The organism is Actinomadura latina NBRC 106108, assembly GCF_001552195.1.
Taxonomy (GTDB): Bacteria; Actinomycetota; Actinomycetes; order Streptosporangiales; family Streptosporangiaceae; genus Spirillospora; species Spirillospora latina.
This window is the reverse complement of sequence record NZ_BCQS01000005.1, coordinates 787,542-802,804: the sequence shown is the minus strand read 5'-3', so window position 1 is coordinate 802,804 and position 15,263 is coordinate 787,542. Positions and strand designations below refer to the sequence as shown.

Sequence of the window (15,263 nt, the reverse complement as noted above, 5' to 3'; positions counted from 1 at the left end):
GTCCCCCGGTGCCCCACACCCGCACACCGCCCGAGGACGGAGGCACCGCGCCCCGCCCTCCGGCCGGTGCGGCCCGCGCCGCCCTCGCGGCGGCGCGGGCCGGGCGCGCAGGCGACCTCGACCGCTGGCTGGCCTCCCTCCTCGCTCCCGCCCCGGAGGCCGTCGCGCTCGTAGCGGTCGGCAGCCACGCCCGCCGCGAGCTGACCCCCGGCGGCGACCTCGACCTCGTCCTCCTGCACCGCGGCCTGGCCGGAGTCGCCGCCGTCGCCGACCGCGTCTGGTATCCGGTCTGGGACTCGGGCCTGCGCCTGGACCACTCCGTCCGGACCGTCCACGAGGCCCGGACCGTCGCGCGCGGCGACATGAAGGCCGCCCTCGGCCTGCTGTCGGCGCGCCGCATCGCGGGCGACCACACGCTCGTGGACGAGTTGCGCGCCGCCGTGCTCGCCGACTGGCGCGCCGACTCCGCCGTCCGGCTGGCGGAACTGTCGGAGATGTGCCGCGAGCGCTGGGACGCGCAGGGCGAGCTGGCCTTCCTCCTCGAACCCGACATCAAGGAAGCCCACGGCGGCCTGCGCGACGTCCACGTGATGCACGCCGTCGCCGCGTCCTGGGTGGCGTCCGGTCCGGACGGGCGGGTCCGCGCCGCCCACGACCTGCTGCTGGACGTCCGCCACGCCCTGCACGACGTCACCGGCCGCGCCACCGACCGCCTCGTCCTGCAGGAACAGGAGGCCGTCGCCCACGCCCTCGGCCTTCTGGACGCGGCCGTCCTGCAACGCTCGATCACGGAGGCGGCCCGCACGATCACCTACGCGGGCACCACGCTGTGGCGCCACGTCGACCGCCGGACCAGATCCCGGCGCGCGAGCCGGCGGAGCCCGGACGCGAACCCGCGCGGCGCCGGCCGGCCCGGTGCCGAGCGGCCCGCTGCCGAGCGGCGTCCCGTGGGGGACGGCGCCGTCGAGTACGAGGGCGAGGTCGTCCTCGCGCGGAACGCCGACCTCGACGACCCGGCCCTCATCCTCCGCGTCGCCGCAGCCGCCGCCCAGGGCGGCCTCCCGCTCGCACCCGCCACGGTCGCCCGGCTGGCCGAGCGCGCCGCCCTCCCACCGGTGCCGTGGCCCGCCGGCGCGCGCGACGCCCTCGTCTCCCTGCTCGGCGCGGGCCCCGCCGCGATCCCCGTGTGGGAGGCCCTCGACCAGGCGGGGCTGATCGTCCGGCTGCTGCCCGACTGGGAACGCGTCCGCAACCGGCCGCAGCGCAACCCCGTCCACCGCTTCACCGTGGACCGCCACCTCGTGGAGACCGCGGCCGGCGCAGCCGCCCTCACCCGCGAGGTCGCCCGCCCCGACCTCCTCCTCGTCGGCGCCCTGCTGCACGACATCGGCAAGGGATGGCCCGGCGACCACTCGGCCGGCGGCGCCGTCGTCGTCGGCGACCTCGGCGCCCGCCTCGGCTTCCCGGACGACGACGTGCGCGTCCTGGAGACCCTCGTCCGCCACCACCTCCTGCTCCCGGAGACCGCGACGCGCCGGGACATCGACGACCCGGTGACCGTCCAGACCGTCACTGCCGCGGTCTCCGGGGCACCGGGCCGCGAACGCGAGGTCCTCGACATCCTCGCCGCCCTCGCGATCGCCGACGGCACCGCCACCGGCCCGGCCGCCTGGGGCGCCTGGAAGGCCGGCCTCGTCGCCGAGCTCGCCCGCCGCTCGGCGGCCGCCCTCTCCGGCGGAACGCCCCCGCCCGCCCCCGCCCCGGAGTCCGACCACCTCGCCCTGGCCCGCCATGACGGCGCCGCCGTCCGCGTGACCGGCTCCCGCATCACCATCGCCGCCCCCGACCGCCACGGCCTCCTCTGGCGCGCCGCCGGCGTCCTGGCCCTCCACCGCCTGGCGGTGAAGACCGCCCGCACCACCTCAGCGCCCTCCGCCGCCGCCGGAGGCGGGGGGACCGCGGTGCTCGACTTCACGGCCGTTCCGGAGTTCGGGACGCCGCCGGATCCCGCCGGACTGGAGGCGGACCTGCGGCTCATGCTCGCGGGGCGGCTCGACGTTGCGGGACGGCTGGAGCGGCGGGCGCGGTCGGTGCGGGTGCGGCCCGGCGCGACGGCGCCGCCGCCGCGGGTCATGATCGTGGACGACGCCTCGCGGACGGCGACCGTCATCGAGGTGCGGGCCCACGACCGTCCCGGGCTGCTGTGGCGGGTCGGGCAGGCGCTCGGCGCGTGCGGGCTGCAGGTCCGCGCCGCCCAGGTCGACACCCTGGGGGCCGAGGCCGTGGACGTCTTCTACGTGGTGGACGGGGCAGGGCGCCCGCTCGAAGAGCCCGACGCCCTCGCCGCCGTCCGGGAAGAGGTTCTGGCCGCGCTGCGTTGAAGCCGGGGGAGCCCCGCGAGAGGCGCCGCGAACGCGTCCGGCGATGCGGGCGGGGCCCGGCCGGTGACCCGATACGCTGATAGGCGATCCCAGAAGCTTTCCAAGGACGGTCCAGACACGTGTTCGAGACGCTCTCCGACCGGTTGACGACGGTCTTCTCGTCCCTGCGCAGCAAAGGCCGGCTGTCCGAGGCCGACATCAACGCGACGGCCCGCGAGATCCGGATCGCGCTGCTCGAAGCCGACGTCGCGCTGCCCGTAGTCAAGGATTTCATCGCGCGGGTCAAGGAGCGCGCCGCCGGCGCGGAGGTCTCGCAGGCGCTGAACCCGGCGCAGCAGGTCGTCAAGATCGTCAACGAGGAGCTCGTCGAGATCCTCGGCGGCGAGACCCGCCGGATCCGGCTGGCCAAGACGCCGCCGACCGTGATCATGCTCGCGGGCCTGCAGGGCGCCGGTAAGACGACCCTCGCCGGCAAGCTCGCCCGGTGGCTGCGGCAGGAGGGCCACACGCCGATGCTGGTGGCCGCCGACCTGCAGCGGCCCAACGCCGTCCAGCAGCTCCAGGTCGTCGGAGAACGGGCCGGCGTGCCGGTGTTCGCGCCCGAGCCGGGCAGCGGCGTCGGAGACCCGGTGGACGTGGCGCGCCGCTCGCTCGACCAGGCCCGGCACGCCCTGCACGACGTCGTCGTCATCGACACCGCGGGCCGGCTCGGCGTCGACACGGAGATGATGCAGCAGGCCATCGACATCCGTGAAGCCGTCCAGCCCGACGACATCCTGTTCGTCGTCGACGCCATGGTCGGCCAGGACGCGGTCAACACCGCCCAGGCGTTCATGGACGGCGTCGGCTTCGACGGCGTCGTCCTCACCAAGCTCGACGGCGACGCGCGCGGCGGTGCGGCGCTGTCGGTGCGGCACATCACCGGGCGCCCGATCATGTTCGCCTCGACGGGCGAGAAGCTGGAGGACTTCAGCGTCTTCCACCCGGACCGCATGGCGGGCCGGATCCTCGACATGGGCGACATCCTCACCCTGATCGAGCAGGCCGAGCAGGCGTTCGACGCCGAGCAGGCCGAGAAGATGTCGACCAAGTTCGCGTCGGGCGAGGACTTCACCCTCGAGGACTTCCTCGAGCAGATGATGATGATCCGCAAGCTCGGCCCGATCGGGAACCTGCTCGGGATGATGCCCGGCATGGGGCAGGTCCGCGACCAGATCAGCCAGATCGACGACAAGGACCTGGACCGGATCGCCGCGATCATCCGCTCGATGACGCCGCAGGAGCGCTCCCAGCCCAAGATCATCAACGGCTCCCGGCGGGCCCGCATCGCGACCGGGTCCGGCGTCAGCGTCGGCGAGGTCAGCAGCCTCGTCACCCGGTTCTTCGACGCGCAGAAGATGATGCGGCAGATGGCCGGCGGCATGGGGCTGCCCGGCATGCCGGGCGGACGCAAGAAGGCGGCGAAGGCCGCCGCGAAGAAGAGCAGGAAGGGCAAGCAGCGCAGCGGAGACCCGCGCAAGCGCGCCGCCGGCAAGGACCGGCCGGACCAGCAGCCCGCGGCCGACGGCGTGCCCCAGGGGCTCCCGCCGGGCCTCGGCGGCGGTCCGGGCGGGCTTCCGCCCGGCCTCGGCGGCCAGCTTCCCCCCGGCTTCCAGATGCCGGACCTGGGCAAACTCCAGGGCCGCAAGAAGAAGTGAGCACCGGCCCGCCGCGGACCCTTCAGCCGCCCGCGGCGGCGCCGCGCACTGCGTCGGACGAGTCGGGACACGGTGCCGTGCGATTGCACCTTTACACCGAACGTCTGGCAGAATGACAGGCTGGAAAACCGGAATCGCGAGGCGCCCTCTCTCGTCCTGCGCGGCCGGAGTCCATCGGGCGGCCGCGAGCCGGTGTTTCCCCACCTGGCGCGGGCTCGTCCACCCAGTAATGAAATCGGAGTACACCGCACCCGTGGCAGTCAAGATCAAGCTCAAGCGCCTGGGGAAGATCCGGAACCCGCAGTACCGGATCGTCGTCGCCGACGCCCGCACCAAGCGGGACGGGCGCGCCATCGAGGAGATCGGCCTCTACCAGCCCAAGCAGGAGCCGTCGCTCATCCAGATCGACTCCGAGCGCGCGCAGTACTGGCTCGGCGTCGGCGCGCAGCCGACCGAGCCCGTGCTGAACCTGCTGAAGATCACCGGCGACTGGCAGAAGTTCAAGGGCGAGCCGGGCGCCGAGGGCACCCTGAAGGTCGCCGAGCCCAAGGCCGACAAGAAGGCCGCCTTCGAGGCCGCCGTCAAGGAGTCCCTGGGCGACGACGAGGCCGCCGGCACCGCGACCCGCGGCAAGAAGAAGGCCGAGCCGAAGAAGTCCGAGGCCAAGAAGTCCGAGGCCAAGGCCACCGAGACCGACGAAGCCAAGAGCGAGGGCTGACAGTGCTCGAAGAAGCGCTCGAGCACCTGGTCCGCGGGATCGTGGAGAACCCGGACGACGTCCGGGTCCGCGCCCGGCGGATCAGGGGCGGCCGGGTCCTGGAGGTGCGCGTGCACCCCGAGGACCTCGGGAAGGTCATCGGCCGCGGCGGCCGCACCGCCAAGGCCCTCCGCACGGTGATCAGCGCCCTCTCCGGAGGCCGCTACGTGCGCGTTGACCTGCTCGACGTCAACGAGGTCCGCTGAGTGGCGTTCCGATGAGCGAACCGCTCGTGGTCGGACGTGTCGGACGGCCGCACGGGATCCGTGGCGAGGTCACCATCGACGTCCGCACGGACGAACCGGACACCCGGTTCGCCGCGGGCACGAAGATCGCCACCGACCCCGGCGCCGCCGGCCCGCTCACCGTCGAGCGGCTTCGCTGGCATTCGGGACGCCTGCTCGTGCGCTTCGCCGGGATCGGCGACCGCGACGCCGCCGAGGCCCTGCGCGGCACATGGCTCGTCGTCGACCCCGGTGACATCACCCCGTCCACCGACCCGGACGACTTCCACGACCAGGAACTGATCGGTCTCGCCGTGGTCACCGCGGACGGCACCGACGTCGGCCGGGTCGCGGACATCCTGCACCACGGCCAGGACCTTCTCGTGGTGCGCGGTGCAGGCGGGGAGAAGCTCGTGCCCTTCGTGGCCGCGCTCGTCCCCGAGGTGGACGTTCCCGGGGGGCGGCTCGTCATCGACCCGCCCCCCGGACTCCTCGACGAATCATGAAAATCGACATCGTCACGATCTTCCCCGAGTACTTCGCCCCCCTGGACATCTCCCTCCTGGGCAAGGCGCGGCGCACGGGCCTGCTGGACGTCCGCGTCCACGACCTGCGCGACTGGACCCACGACCGGCACCGCACCGTAGACGACACCCCCTACGGCGGCGGCCCCGGCATGGTCATGAAACCCACCCCCTGGGGCGAAGCCCTAGACACGCTCGTCCCACCCCACCCCGACTCCCCAGGCTCTCCCACCCCGCCACCCCCGCCATCCCCAGGGCACGGGACCTCCGCCACGCCCACTGAAGTCAGCCCCCCCAAAACGCCACCGCACCCCCCCACGACACCCACCACCGCCGCCCCGTCAGAAGCAGAAACCTCCCCCAAAACCACGCCCTTCGGCGCCCCCGCACAACCCGACGGAACAAATTCATCCGGCGGAGCAACGGCATCGGGCGTCCCGGCCTCCTCTGGCGGCGCCACGTCGCCGGATACAGGGCCATCTGCCGATACAGCGCCACCCCCCGAAGCCGCGCCTTTCGGCGACCATGCAGCAGCCGACAGGGTTGAGGCATCGGGCGGGGTTGGGGCAGAAGGAGGCACAGGATCGTTCGGCGGGACAGCGTCATACGGCGGGGCCGCAGCCGCCGGGGCTGAAGCACCCAGTGCCGCTGGTGCGGGGATGGTGCCGCGGCTGATCATCCCTACCCCGAGCGGGCGGCCGTTCACACAGGCCGATGCAGTGCGGTATGCGGCCGAGCCATGGCTGATCTTCGCCTGCGGGCGTTACGAGGGCATCGACTCCCGTGTCGTCGAGGAGGCCCGCACCCGCATGCCCGTGGACGAGGTCAGCCTCGGCGACTTCGTGCTCGCCGGCGGGGAGGTCGCCGTCCTGGTGATGATCGAGGCGATCGGGCGTCTCGTGCCGGGCGTCCTCGGCAACGCGGCCTCCGTCGCGGACGACTCCTTCGCCCCCGGCGCCATGGAGTCGCTCCTGGAGGGCCCCGTCTATACCAAGCCTCCCGTCTGGCGGGATCGGCCGGTTCCGGACGTCCTCCTGTCAGGCCACCATGGGGCGATCGCCCGCTGGCGGCGCGACGAGGCACTCCGCCGGACGGCCCGGCACCGTCCCGAACTGCTCGCCCGTCTCGCGCCGGACGACCTCGACAAACAGGACCGCGCCATTCTGCGCGACGCCGGTTTTCCGGTTGACGGCGAAGATATGGCAGACTAGAGCGTCCGTGCCTCCAGAGCGCACGGCACCCGAAGACCACTTCCCGCGGCGCGACGCCCCCACGAAAGTCCCATCGGGGCCTCTCGACGCCCGCGTTCGACCACGAGGAACCGCTGCGATGCACACCCTGATCCAGGAGATCGAAAAGGCCGCCATGCGCGCCGACGTCCCGGACTTCCGTCCGGGCGACACGCTGAAGGTGCACGTGCGCGTCACCGAGGGCAACCGTAGCCGTATCCAGATCTTCCAGGGCGTGGTGATCCGGAGGCAGGGCGGCGGCGCCCGCGAGACGTTCACCGTCCGCAAGGTCAGCTACAGCGTGGGCGTCGAGCGGACGTTCCCGCTCAACAGCCCGTCGATCGACAAGATCGAGGTCGTCACCCGCGGCGACGTGCGCCGCGCCAAGCTCTACTACCTGCGCAACCTGCGCGGCAAGGCCGCGCGCATCAAGGAGAAGCGCGAGCACTGAGCGGATGGACCACGGCGCCCCGGGAACCCGCGACGGTACCCGGGGCGTTGCCTGTTCCGGACCGCCGCGACCGCCGCGGACGCTCGCGACACGCCCGTGGGCGGCGTCCCGCAGGCCTTGCGGCGCTAGGCTTTCGCTCTGATGACTGACGAGGACGATCGGAGAGACGTGCGATCCGAAGCCGAGGGCGCGGTGCCCGAAGAGAAGGAGCCCGTGGACTCGGCCGAGGAGACGGCCGGCGACTCCGAAGACGACGGCAAGGGCAAGAAGAAGCAGGGATCGTTCTGGAAAGAACTCCCCGTCCTCATCGTCGTCGCCGTCGTGCTCGCCCTCGTCATCAAGGCGTTCGCGGTCCAGGCCTTCTACATCCCGTCCGGCTCCATGGAGAACACCCTCCAGGTCGGCGATCGCGTCCTCGTGAACAAGATCGTCTATCACACCCGGGACATCGCCCGAGGCGACGTGATCGTCTTCAACGGCCTGGACTCCTGGGACCCCGAAATCCAGGTGGAAGAGCCCGGCAACCCGATCTCCAAGGCGCTGCGCGCCGTCGGCACCGCGTTCGGTGTGGCGCCCAACGAGAAGGACTACATCAAGCGCGTCATCGGCATCCCCGGCGACCACATCAAATGCTGTGACGCCCAGGGCCGCGTCACCGTCAACGGCGTACCGCTGGACGAGAAGTCCTACATCTTCACCGACCAGATCACGCACGAGCAGAACAAGCCGTCCAACGATCCGTTCGACGTCACCGTGAAGCCGGGCCAGCTCTGGGTCATGGGCGACCATCGTGAACTCTCCTACGACTCCCGTTCCCACCGCGGGGACCCCGGCGGCGGCACCATCCCGATCGACCGCGTCATCGGCCGTGCCTTCGTCATCGTCTGGCCCCTGGACCGCCTGGACACCCTCCCGATCCCCAGCACCTTCAAGCAGCGAGGCCTGGAGAAGCCGACCGCCGCCGCTCTTCCCGCCGCGCCGTACGCCCTGGCCGTCCTCTGCACCCTCCCGCTCGCCTACTTCCGCCGCCGCCACTACCTGAAGAACGCCTGACCCACCAGAAACCCCATGCCGCGCCCACCCCAAGGCGACGCGGCCCCGAGTGCCCAGACGCCCAAGCCGTCACCCGACGAACCGCGCGTCTAACCACCCGCCGCTCGTCATGTGGTTGGGGACAAGGTGGGTGATCGCGGGCATTCGGAGCGGGGCGTCAGTGCGGGGACGTACGCTGCGGGCATGAGGGGACGTCCACTCCGCTTCACCCCCCGCCGGGACGCGGGCCTGTTCGCGTTCGAACGGGCCTTGGCGCACGGCGGGTTCAGTCCCGTGGCCGGTGTCGATGAGGCGGGGCGCGGGGCATGCGCGGGGCCGCTGGTGGTCGGTGCGGTGATCCTGCAGGGCGGGCGCGGCAGGATCGACGGCCTCACCGACTCCAAACTGCTCACTCCCGGACGCAGGGAGCAGCTGTACGCGGAGATCACCGAGCGCGCATACGCGTGGAGCGCGGTCGTCATCCCGTGCCATGACATCGACCGGATCGGCCTTCACCGGTGCAACGTCACCGGGATGCGGAGGGCCCTGGCCGCTCTGGACGAGCGGCCCGCCTACGTGATCAGCGACGGCTTCCCGGTGCCCGGTCTGGACGTCCCCGGCCTGGCGATGATCAAAGGTGACCAGGCCGTGGCGTGCGTGGCCGCGGCGTCCATCGTCGCGAAGGTCACCCGGGACCGGATCATGGTCGGACTCCACGAGCGGTACCCCGAATACGGCTTCGACGTCCACAAGGGCTATGTGACCCGCGTGCACAGCGAGGCGCTCACCGCGCACGGTCCATGTCCGGAGCATCGGTTCTCCTACGTCAACGTCGGGCGGGCCTTGCGTAACAATGGAGATGTGGCCGTGGGGGAGGAGACCGAAGGGGAGGTCTCCGGCGAGGGCCGCGCGGAAGGGGCACGAGCGTGAGCGCCGAGGATCTCGAGAAGTACGAGACCGAGATGGAGCTGCAGCTCTATCGCGAGTACCGGGACGTCCTCGGCCTGTTCACCTACGTTGTCGAGACCGAGCGCAGGTTCTACCTCACGAACTCGGTCGACCTGCAGGTGCGCGGTGCCGACACCGGTGAGATCTTCTTCGAGGTCACGATGCAGGACGCGTGGGTGTGGGACATGTACCGCCCTGCCCGCTTCGTCAAGAACGTGCGCGTTGTCACGTTCAAGGACGTGAACGTCGAAGAACTCGCCAAGAGCGACTTCGAACTCCCTTCGGACGATTAGCTTTCGAGGCCGTGGGGGCGGGCGGGCTCCGCCCTGGTCCGCGGGTTTCCGAGGCATTGGTGTTCGCGCTCCTGTCGTGGCTTTTCGCGGGTTCGGGTTCGGGGCCTGGGGGCTTGGCGGGATGCTCTCCTTTAGGTTCGGCGGTGGGTGGAGTCTCGGCCTGGGGCTGGCGAGAGCACTGGGTGTCTGCCCTGCTGCCGTGACTTTCCAGGCTCGGGCACGCCGACTGAGGACTCGAGGAGCTGCCGGGAGAACCACGTCCCGGCAAGACGCCCGTAGGCCCCTCAACCCGAACCAGACCTTGTCGCCGTCGCAGGTTTGCCTCTCTTGCGGCTTGGGGCTGTCCTGCCTGGGACGTTCTCCGCGTCGTTCGGGACGCCCAGGTCGGCCTCGGCCTTGGGGGTGGTGCCTGGTTGGTCGGGCGGGTCACTTTGGCTCCTCGGGAAGGGCGGGTGGAGGCTGCCGGGTCGCGGGTTCTTCGGCGGGGCCTTGGGGGGATTTTCCGGACTTCGTGAGGCGCCAGCCGGATGGGGCGCGTTCGATGAAGCCGGCCGCCGACAGGAGGCCCAGCTTGGCGTTGACCGTGGTCAGGTCGACGCCCGCCTTGACTGCGAGCTGCGCGGGTCCGGTCGCGCCGCGGGCGGGGAACGCCTCCAGAACGGACCGGGTGACCGGTTCGAGGCGATCGCGGGCGAGGACGGGGGTGTTGGGCGGCGGTGCCAGGTCGGCGCCGATGCGTCCCACGGCTTCGATGATCTCCTCGGGGCGCGTGACCAGCGCGACGCCCTCCTCCCGCAGGAGACGGTGGCAGCCGACCGAGGAGCGGGACGTGATCGGACCGGGGACGGCCATGACCACGCGGCCGAGCTTGGACGCCCAGCCGGCCGTGTTCAGGGCGCCGCTGCGGGCTTCCGCCTCGACGATGACCGTGCCGCGGGACAGCGCAGCGATCACCCGGTTGCGGACGAGGAACCGGAGCCGGTGCGGATGGGTGCCCGGCGGCGACTCGCTGACCAGCAGGGACCGCCGCGCCATCTCGGCGAACAACCCCTCGTTGGACGCCGGGTAGGGGACGTCGACCCCGTTGGCGAGGACCGCGACGGTGGGGCCGTCGGCGGCCAGCGCACCCCGGTGGGCGGCCGCGTCGATGCCGAGGGCGCCGCCGGAGATCACCGTCCAGCCGTCGTCGGCCAGGTCGGACGCGAAGTCGGCGGCGGCGCGCAGGCCGTAGGGGGACGCGGCGCGGGAACCGACGATGGCGACCGAACGCAGGCAGCAGTAGCGCAGGTCGCCGGGGCCGCGCAGCCACAGGGCGTAGGGGCGTCCGGAGCCCAGGTCGTCGAGGGTCGTCGGCCATTCGGGGTCTCCCGGGCAGATGAGGCGGCCGCGGAACCGGGCGCAGACGGCCAGGTCCTGGTCGGGTTCGGCGGCGATGAGGCGGATCCGCCATTGGCCGAGGCGCTTGATCTCCTTGGGTGTGGCGTCGATGGTGCCGGGGAGCCGGCCGGTGCGGACGGTTTCGAGTGCTCCCTCCGGGCCGCGGTGGTCGATGATTCGGTTGAGGAACGCGTCGCCGGGTTCGGCGACGGCGGTGAGGGTGGCGCGGGCGGTTCTCTCGTCGCTCATTGGCGCCCCGCGGACCACAGGGCGAGTGCGCCGCCGACGTCGTCCGGGCCGGGTTCGTCGTGGCCGGCCAGGTCGGCGATGGTCCAGGCGACCCGCAGGATGCGGTCGAGTCCGCGCGCGCTCAGCGTGCCTCGCTGCAGGGCTTCGTCGGCCCCTCGCATCGCTTCGGCGGAGGGGGTGAAGCGTCTGCGCAGCTCCGGTCCGGGGACCTCGGAGTTGGAACGCCACGGGGTGTCCGCGAGGCGGTGGCGTGTCCGTTCCCTGGCGAGTTCGACGCGTTCGGCCACCACCTTGCTGGATTCGGCGAACTCCAGGTCGTAGCGGAGTTCGGCCCGGCTGGCCGGTGCCAGTTCCAGCTTGAGGTCGATGCGGTCGAGCAGCGGGCCCGTCACGCGGCTGGCGTACTTGCGGCGGACGCCCGGGGCGCAGGAGCAGTCGATCTGCTTCGCGGCGGCGCACGGGCACGGGTTCGCCGCGAGGACGAGCGTGAACCGCGCCGGGAATTGCGCTATGCCCTCAATGCGGGAGATGCGCACCACGCCCTCTTCAAGGGGTTGGCGCAGGGCGTCGAGCGTTCCCGCGTGGAACTCCGGGGCCTCGTCCAGGAAGAGGATTCCCCGGTGTGCGAGGGACACGGCGCCCGGCTGGAGCACGCGGCCCGACCCGCCGCCGACCATCGACGCCCGCGAGGCGGTGTGGTGCGGGGCGTAGAACGGCGGCTGGGTGATCAGCGGCTGCCCCGGCCGCAGGGTTCCGGCGACCGAGTGGATCGCGGTGACCTCCAGCGCGATCTCGGACTCCAGGGCCGGCATCAGCGTCGGCAGCCGCTCCGCGAGCATCGTCTTCCCGCAGCCCGGGGGGCCGGCGAAGAAGAGGTGGTGCCCTCCGGCCGCGCTGATCTCCAGCGCGCGGCGGGCCTCGGCCTGCCCCCGGACGTCGGCCAGGTCCAGATCGGGTGGGATCTCCTGCTGCCTGATGGCGTACCGGTCCGCGGAGAGGGAGAGATCGTCCTCCTCTTCCTCCTCGATGGGCGGTGGCTCGTCGCGCAGGAGGCACAGCAGGCCGCGCAGCGTGCTCGCGGACACGACCTGCATGTCGGGGACGAGCTCGGCCTCCGAGGCGTTCGCCTGCGGCACGACGACCGTGCGGCAGCCGCGGTTGGCGGCGGCCAGCACGGCGGGCAGTATGCCTTGGATCGGGCGTATGCGGCCGTCCAGGCCGAGTTCGCCGATCACCACCAGCCCCGCGCAGCTGCGCGCCGGTATGACCTCCGCCGCTGCGAGCAGCGAAATCGCGATAGCGAGATCAAAGGTCGAGCCCTTCTTCGGCATGCTCGCCGGGCACAGCGACACCGTGACGTGGCGATTGGGCCAGTCCTCGCCGGAGTTGAAGATGGCGGCGCGGACGCGGTCGCGGGCCTCGCTGAGCGCCGTGTCCGGCAGGCCGACCAGGTGCAGGCCCGGGACGCCGCTGGTGATGGCCGCCTCCACGTCCACGACGAAGCCGTCCACTCCGACCAGGGACACCGAGCGGGTTTTCGCGAGCGTCATCAGCACACCTCCCGCAGGTGATCGATCGAGAAGCCGTCGCGGTCGCCGATCAGGCCGAGGACGTCCACCCGCATGGGCGCGCCGCTGACCCCGTGGGCGGCGGCCCACCGCCAGGCCAGCCGCCGTAACCGGGCCGCCTTGTCGGTGGTGATCGCTTCGAGCGGGTCGCCGAACCGGGCGGAGCGGCGGGTCTTCACCTCGCAGACGATGTGCCCGCGCCCGTCGTGGGCGACGATGTCGAGTTCGCCCTCGCGGCATCGCCAGTTGCGGTCGAGGATCGTCCAGCCGAGGCCGACGAGGTAGTCGACCGCAGCGTCCTCACCGCGCCGGCCGAGACTGATGTGAGCATTCACGGGTGCCTCACCTCCGGCCTCAGACACTGCCGGGACGCGACGATGCGTAGCGACAGAATGACGTTCTGTGGATAACTCTGGCGGCGATTTGCGGCAATTCACGCGCAACCCCGGTCGGTGCTTGCGCCGGCCGGGTCGTTGGCGCAGCGTGACGCCTGTGACGAACGCGCTGGAGGACGCGGCAGCCGATTTCGGGCGGCATCTCGGCGCCGAACGCGACGTGTCGCCGCACACCCTGCGCGCCTATCTGGGAGATCTAGCCGACCTGTGCGCCTACGCCGCCGTCACCGGCGTTACCGAACCCGCGGAACTGGATGTCTCGCTATTGCGGGCCTGGCTCGCACGCCAGCACGCCCTTGGCCGCTCCCGCGCCACCCTGGCTCGCCGGACGGCCGCCGCGCGCGGCTTCACCAGGCACCTGCACAGGCGTGGACTTCTACAGGACGATCCAGGGCTGCTCCTAGGCACACCCAAGCGGCAACGTGACCTTCCTGGCGTCCTCACCCAGGACGATGCGGCGCGCCTGCTCGACAGCATGGACGCCCAAGGCCCTCTCGGCCTCCGCGATCTGGCCGTGCTGGAGGTGCTTTACGGGACGGGTGTACGTGTGAGTGAACTGTGCGGACTCGACATCGACGACCTGGACACCGGGCGTAGGACGGTCCGCGTCCTGGGCAAGGGCGGGCGAGAACGCATCGTCCCGGTAGGCGAACCGGCTGTCCGCGCCGTCCTGGACTGGCTGCGCGCAGGGCGTCCTTCCTTCGCCGACGAAGACAGCGGCCCGGCATTGTTCCTAGGCGTTCGCGGGGGACGCCTCCACCCGACAACCGCGCGCCGCATCGTCCACGGCCGGATCTCCGAGGTCGGCCAAGTTCCGGACCTCAGCCCTCACGGACTCCGCCACAGCGCCGCCACTCACCTGCTGGAGGGCGGCGCCGACCTGCGAAGCGTCCAGGAGATCCTCGGCCACGCATCCCTGCAGACCACGCAGCTCTACACCCACGTCTCGGCCGAGCGCCTGAAGCAGGTCCACCGCCAAGCCCACCCACGCGGCACTCACCCCGGCTGACCCAGTGCGAGCTTCCTCATGAAGCTCGCCCACAGCCGGCTTTGACGACCGCTCGAAACCATGAACGTGCCCTCAGCCGCCTCGGACTCCGGAACGTCGTGACCTCGTTGCCACAGCCGCTGCGCGCTGGCCCGCTACCCGTCGACGCCCGAAGGCAGCAGCTGAGGCAGACGCCCATCCCGGTCGGGCGTGCACGCGGGTGAGGCCATGCCTGAAGAGCGTCGGGCAGTCGCCCGGTTGGCCGCCGCCCGCTGGGTGGGGGGCGGCGGCCGGGCCGGTCACGGGGTGCGGCGCAGGCGGCGTTCTTGGGAGAGGTTGATGACGCCCGGCGGGGGACGGCGGCGCCGATGCAGGCGAAAGCGGATGCGGGTGCGGCGCCAGGCGAAGGCCACCGTCAAAGTCAGGACCATGCCCGTCAGTGCTCCGCCGGTCGCGGTGGTGGCGTCACGCAGGGCCATCCGGGGATGCGGCTCGGGCGCGGGGCTTGAGGACGACGAGGGGCTTGAGGACGACGAGGGGCTTGAGGACGACGAGGGGCTTGAGGACGGGGACTGGCGCGGCCAGTGGGGGAGCAGACGGACCCGGCGCTGGACGAGGTTGAGCGGGTCCAGGTAGAGGGCACCACGGCGCAGCCCCCAGTGAAGGCATGGGACCTGGCAGTGGAGCAGGCCGTTCTCCAGCACACCGATCCGCGTGCCTGACACCACCCGGCCCCCCGCGTGCACGCTCGGACGCACTGGCAGGTACGTCGTGCGCAGCTCCCCATGGTCTATGGCGACGACACCGCGTCCCGCCAGGGCGTCGGCGTAGGAGACGCGCCCCGGCCCGGCGGCGTAGACGGCCTGTCCCGGGCGTCCCGCCAGATCCACCCCCCGATGGCCCGGCCCCCACGGGGTGGACGGCGGCGAGAAGGCCCGGAGAACCCGCGGTGCGGGCGGGCCTAACGGCCACCGCCAGGCGTCCAGGCCCGGTGCGCCGGTGGCGATCATGCAGGTGAGCAGCAGCGTGAGCAGCGTCATGCAGCGCAGCCTGCCGGGTCCCCGCCGCCGCGTCGACAGGGTCGGCGAACTGTGGATAACCCCCCGCGGACCGTTGATGCCCGGACGCGTCGGCGCCCTGATAATCTGTA

General features: G+C 71.9%; 14 protein-coding genes and 2 pseudogenes. 12 read left to right on the top strand and 4 right to left on the bottom strand.

Features of this window, described 5'->3' with window-relative positions:
• The first annotated feature begins 8 nt into the window (after positions 1–8).
• The 11 genes and pseudogenes from AL2_RS10045 to AL2_RS10000 all read left to right on the top strand — a co-directional run bounded on the left by AL2_RS10045 (position 9) and on the right by AL2_RS10000 (position 9,536).
• Entirely contained in the window at positions 9–2,381 is a 2,373-nt protein-coding gene (locus AL2_RS10045; protein ID WP_067632135.1) for a [protein-PII] uridylyltransferase, read from the top strand.
• 119 nt (positions 2,382–2,500) lie between these two features.
• Complete coding sequence (ffh, locus tag AL2_RS10040; protein WP_067632134.1) at positions 2,501–4,078, top strand: signal recognition particle protein; 1,578 nt, start codon at positions 2,501–2,503, stop codon at positions 4,076–4,078.
• Between the two features lie 253 nt (positions 4,079–4,331).
• Positions 4,332–4,796, top strand: coding sequence for a 30S ribosomal protein S16 (gene rpsP / locus AL2_RS10035; protein ID WP_067632132.1), 465 nt, complete (start codon positions 4,332–4,334; stop codon positions 4,794–4,796).
• A gap of 2 nt (positions 4,797–4,798) precedes the next feature.
• Positions 4,799–5,041, top strand: coding sequence for an RNA-binding protein (locus AL2_RS10030; RefSeq protein ID WP_067632131.1), 243 nt, complete (start codon positions 4,799–4,801; stop codon positions 5,039–5,041).
• An 11-nt stretch (positions 5,042–5,052) separates the two neighbouring features.
• Entirely contained in the window at positions 5,053–5,565 is a 513-nt protein-coding gene (rimM, locus tag AL2_RS10025) for a ribosome maturation factor RimM (RefSeq protein WP_067632130.1), read from the top strand.
• Positions 5,562–5,780 (top strand): annotated as a pseudogene (locus AL2_RS36200) (tRNA (guanosine(37)-N1)-methyltransferase TrmD); the annotation flags it as partial. The gene rimM and the pseudogene AL2_RS36200, both read left to right, overlap by 4 nt.
• A gap of 435 nt (positions 5,781–6,215) precedes the next feature.
• Positions 6,216–6,794, top strand: a pseudogene (trmD, locus tag AL2_RS10020) (tRNA (guanine(37)-N(1))-methyltransferase); the annotation flags it as partial.
• A gap of 118 nt (positions 6,795–6,912) precedes the next feature.
• Positions 6,913–7,263, top strand: a complete 351-nt coding sequence (rplS, locus tag AL2_RS10015; protein ID WP_067632127.1) for a 50S ribosomal protein L19 — start codon at positions 6,913–6,915, stop codon at positions 7,261–7,263.
• 168 nt (positions 7,264–7,431) lie between these two features.
• Complete coding sequence (lepB, locus tag AL2_RS10010; protein WP_067632125.1) at positions 7,432–8,316, top strand: signal peptidase I; 885 nt, start codon at positions 7,432–7,434, stop codon at positions 8,314–8,316.
• A gap of 183 nt (positions 8,317–8,499) precedes the next feature.
• Positions 8,500–9,225, top strand: a complete 726-nt coding sequence (locus AL2_RS10005) for a ribonuclease HII (protein WP_067632123.1) — start codon at positions 8,500–8,502, stop codon at positions 9,223–9,225.
• Positions 9,222–9,536 (top strand): DUF2469 domain-containing protein, encoded by a 315-nt coding sequence (locus AL2_RS10000; protein ID WP_067632121.1) that lies wholly within the window; start codon positions 9,222–9,224, stop codon positions 9,534–9,536. The genes AL2_RS10005 and AL2_RS10000 overlap by 4 nt, the downstream gene beginning before the upstream one ends.
• Positions 9,537–9,962: 426 nt before the next feature.
• On the opposite strand, the gene dprA is transcribed toward AL2_RS10000, so the two are convergent.
• From dprA to AL2_RS09985, 3 genes are read right to left on the bottom strand one after another with little or no spacing between them, the layout of a single operon-like run.
• Positions 9,963–11,162: a DNA-processing protein DprA gene (dprA, locus tag AL2_RS09995; RefSeq protein WP_067632118.1), complete on the bottom strand. Its 1,200-nt coding sequence runs from the start codon at positions 11,160–11,162 to the stop codon at positions 9,963–9,965.
• Entirely contained in the window at positions 11,159–12,712 is a 1,554-nt protein-coding gene (locus tag AL2_RS09990; RefSeq protein WP_067632117.1) for a YifB family Mg chelatase-like AAA ATPase, read from the bottom strand. The genes dprA and AL2_RS09990 overlap by 4 nt, the downstream gene beginning before the upstream one ends.
• A complete protein-coding gene (locus AL2_RS09985; RefSeq protein ID WP_067632116.1) occupies positions 12,712–13,065 on the bottom strand; it encodes a YraN family protein in 354 nt (117 codons plus the stop codon). Before AL2_RS09985 ends, AL2_RS09990 begins: the two co-directional genes overlap by 1 nt.
• A 157-nt stretch (positions 13,066–13,222) precedes the next feature.
• Here AL2_RS09985 and AL2_RS09980 point away from each other — a divergent pair, with 157 nt between their 5' ends.
• Complete coding sequence (locus AL2_RS09980) at positions 13,223–14,134, top strand: tyrosine recombinase XerC (RefSeq protein WP_245666494.1); 912 nt, start codon at positions 13,223–13,225, stop codon at positions 14,132–14,134.
• A gap of 278 nt (positions 14,135–14,412) precedes the next feature.
• Here the strand turns inward: AL2_RS09980 and AL2_RS36195 are convergent, their stop codons facing one another.
• Positions 14,413–15,153, bottom strand: coding sequence for a murein hydrolase activator EnvC family protein (locus tag AL2_RS36195; protein WP_083946287.1), 741 nt, complete (start codon positions 15,151–15,153; stop codon positions 14,413–14,415).
• Between the last annotated feature and the right edge of the window lie 110 nt (positions 15,154–15,263).